This window comes from Streptomyces katrae (genome assembly GCF_000966975.1).
Lineage (GTDB): Bacteria > Actinomycetota > Actinomycetes > Streptomycetales > Streptomycetaceae > Streptomyces > Streptomyces katrae.
Genome location: NZ_JZWV01001411.1, coordinates 1 through 3,189, shown reverse-complemented (window position 1 = coordinate 3,189; position 3,189 = coordinate 1). Strand labels below are relative to the sequence as shown.

Sequence of the window (3,189 nt, the reverse complement as noted above, 5' to 3'; positions counted from 1 at the left end):
CTTCAGCGCCGCCGGGGCCTTGGCGCCGCTGTCGCAGGCCGCCAGGGCGGGTACCGCCAGCAGCGCGGCGGCGGCCAGTACGGCCGTCCGTGCGGGGCGGCGTATGGGGTGGGGCATGCGGGAGCTCCTGGGGGCGCGGGCGTTTCGGTGCCGTCGGGTAAACGGATGGCAAACTATCCGATCGGTCTCCGGCCGGGTCCGCCGGGGTGGGCGAAGCCGGCGGAGCTGAAGGCGCTGAATACTCCGATGATCGGACTGTTACGGTCGGGGGTATGCCCGAACTGATCGCCCCCTCCCCGCACCTGCACTCCTCCTGGCTCGACGCGCAGGCGGAGTGGGGCCCCGACGCCCACATGGACGGCGCCGGACTCGGCTCCGCCGACGACGTGGAGAGCGCCGAGGGGTTCGCCGCCTGGACCGAGCGCCTGCGCCGCCAGGCGGACCGCACGGCGGCGGTCGAACAGGGCCGCGTCCACGCCACGTACTGGTGGATCGCCGAGGGCGACACCTACCTGGGCGCCATCGACCTGCGGCACTACCTCAACGCCTTCCTCCTCGACGCGGGCGGCCACATCGGCTACAGCGTCCGCCCCTCGGCGCGCCGCCGCGGCCTGGCCGGGTGGGCGCTGGGACAGGTCCTCCACGAGGCCCGGCTGATGGGCATGGACCGGGTCCTGCTGACCTGCGACCCCGGCAACGAGCCCTCGGTGCGCACCATCGAAGGGGCCGGCGGCGTCCTGGAAGACGTGCGCGAGACCCTGATCGGGCCCAAGCGCCGCTACTGGGTCACCCTCTGACGGGGACTCCCGCCACGGACACTCCCATCCTCTCCCGTCCCTGCCGCCCCGCCGGTCACGGTTACAGTGCGGTGGAACCGTAAGCGGGGCAGCCGGTTGGGACCCCGCCCGCCCCGCCCCCGCCGGACCCGCGAGAGGCAGCGCGCGCATGGCCGAAACCGCCCCGAGGGAAGACGGCAGGGGCGCCCCCGGCACGTCCGTGCCGCCGCCTGGGCCGCCCCCGTCGCCGCTGCCGCGTTCGCGCTGCTCGCCCTGTGGGTGGCCCTGGCACCGGTCGGCCCCCTGCCCTTCGACACCGGCCCGCACGCCTGGTCCCTCGGCCACCGGCCGCCCGCCGCCCTGGCCGTGGCCCGGGCCGTCACGGCGACCGGCACGGGGGGCTGGCCGTACGCCCTGGTCGTGCTGGCCGGCCTGTACGCCGGCCGCACCGTCCGGCAGCGGCTCACGGCCGTGGCCGGGCTCGCGCTCTGCCTCGCCCTCGGACAGGCCGTGCGGCGCGCGCTGATGGAACTGTTCGCCCGCCCGAGGCCCCCGGCAGCCGACTGGGCCACCCACGCAGCGAACTGGTCCTTCCCGTCCGGCCACGCCACGACCGGGGCCCTGACCGCGGGGCTCGTGATCGCCGCCCTCACCCTGCGCGGCTCCCCGGGCCCCTTCAGGACCGCCACCGTCGCGCTGATCGCCCTGTGGGGGGCCGCTGTGGGCCTGAGCCGCGTCTACCTCGGCGTGCACTGGCTCTCCGACGTGCTCGGCGGCTGGCTCCTCGCCACGGCCTGGGTGAGCTGCGCCGCCCTCGTGTACCGCGCGTACCGCCGGGAGCCGGCCGCCGGGGCGTAGCCGCGGCGACGAGGGCCACGGACGGCGGGCACGGGCGACGGGCTCCCGGCGGGGAGGGCCTCAGCGGGCGTGGCGCTCCGGCAGGTCCACGTCGGCCGGGGCGGAGGCGAAGCCGCGGGCCTGCGCGGCGGCGGCCGGCTTCTTGCCGCAGAACGCCCCCTCCAGGGTGGCGCCGAGCGCCGTGTTCGCGACGCCCCGGTTCGAGGTGTTCGCCATGGCCGTCACGCTGCGCCTGCCGTCGCGGGTGGTGAACGCGTAGGTGTAGAAGCCCTGGACGGTGCCCGTGTGCCCGTACACCGAGGTGCCGCAGGACAGGTCGTACCGGCGCAGGCCCAGCCCGTAGAAACGGGTGCCGGCCGCGTCGGTCGGGGTCATCGTCAGCATCTGGTCCAGCAGCTGCGGCGCCACCAGCCGGCCGCCCACCAGCGCGGACATGAAGGTGCTGAGGTCCGCCGGGCTGGAGATCATCGCACCGGCCGACTGGGCCCAGGACACGGTCTGCTCGGTGGAGTCGACCAGCGGGGCGCCGGCCTCGTCCGGGGTGAGGTAGCCGTGGGTGTGCAGCCCCGCGATCTGCGTGCCGGGGTGCACGTACGAGGTGTCGCGCAGCTTCAGCGGCTTGATGATGCGGCGCTCGTACTCCTTGGCCACCGGCTTGCCCGTGGCCTTCTCGATGAGCATGCCGACGACCACGAAATTGGTGTTCGAGTACTGGTAGGCGGCCCCCGGCTCGCCCGTCCTGGGCTCGGCCAGCGACAGGTCCACCAGCTCCCGGTAGGTGAAGACCTTGTTCCGGACGGCCTCGAAACCGGGGACGGTCTTGTCGAACATGGCGTTCGTGTAGTCCGACAGCCCGCTGCGGTGGGTCAGCAGGTGGCGCACCGTGATCCGGTCATCGGGCAGCAGCCCCGGCAGGTAGTGGTTGACCGGGGTGTCCAGCTCGATCTTCTTCTCGTCCACCAGCTGGAGCAGCACGACGGTCGAGAACGTCTTGGTGACACTGCCGATCCGGAAGCGGGCCCGGGTGTCCATGGCCGCGCCGGTCACCTTGTCGCTCACGCCCTCCGTCGCGCTCAGCGCGCGGCCGCCCTCGCTGATCCTGGCCAGCGCGCCCGGGGCGCCGGCGGCGAGGGTGTTGCGGAGCGCCTGGTCGACGGCCTCCATGTCGGGCGCCGGCAGAGCCGGCCCGGTGGCGCGCAGGGCCTCGGGGGAGGGGGCGCCGGCGGCGTGGGCGGCGGTGACGGGGGCCGCGCCCGCGACCACGGCCAGCAGGGCGGCGCCGACGGCCAGACGGCGGTTCAGGGGACGGCGGTTCGCGGACAGGGGCACGTTGCTCCTCGGCTCGGTGGGTGCGGTTCCATGGCCCCCGGGGCTCCCGGGGTGATCGCGAGCCTACCGAGGACGCCGGGGCCACCTGAGGACCCGTCATCGGGCGTCCGGCCGAAAGTCGTTGTCACTTCGTACGAGGAACCCGGCGCGGCTCCGGGCGTGCGCGCCGGAGCGGGCCGGGACGAGGGCGCACAGCGGCCGGATCCGAGGCAGTGGCTCCCTCCCC

The 3,189-nt window shown here is 75.0% G+C and carries 3 protein-coding genes; 2 read left to right on the top strand and 1 reads right to left on the bottom strand.

Annotation, left to right across the window (positions count from 1 at the left end; translation table 11 throughout):
• The first annotated feature begins 272 nt into the window (after positions 1-272).
• Together VR44_RS37800 and VR44_RS37795 are read left to right on the top strand one after the other, a co-directional pair.
• Positions 273-797, top strand: coding sequence for a GNAT family N-acetyltransferase (locus VR44_RS37800; protein WP_045952202.1), 525 nt, complete (start codon positions 273-275; stop codon positions 795-797).
• A 258-nt stretch (positions 798-1,055) separates the two neighbouring features.
• Complete coding sequence (locus VR44_RS37795) at positions 1,056-1,634, top strand: phosphatase PAP2 family protein (protein ID WP_245692837.1); 579 nt, start codon at positions 1,056-1,058, stop codon at positions 1,632-1,634.
• Positions 1,635-1,694: 60 nt separating this feature from the next.
• On the opposite strand, the gene VR44_RS37790 is transcribed toward VR44_RS37795, so the two are convergent.
• The gene (locus tag VR44_RS37790) at positions 1,695-2,963 is read right to left on the bottom strand and encodes a serine hydrolase domain-containing protein (RefSeq protein ID WP_045952201.1); all 1,269 of its coding nucleotides are present in this window, start codon (positions 2,961-2,963) and stop codon (positions 1,695-1,697) included.
• Positions 2,964-3,189 lie beyond the last annotated feature (226 nt).

Bases quoted from the DNA above. Each gene is read 5' to 3' on its own strand.
- VR44_RS37800 (WP_045952202.1), top strand. From the start codon at position 273: ATGCCCGAACTGATCGCCCCCTCCCCGCACCTGCACTCCTCCTGGCTC.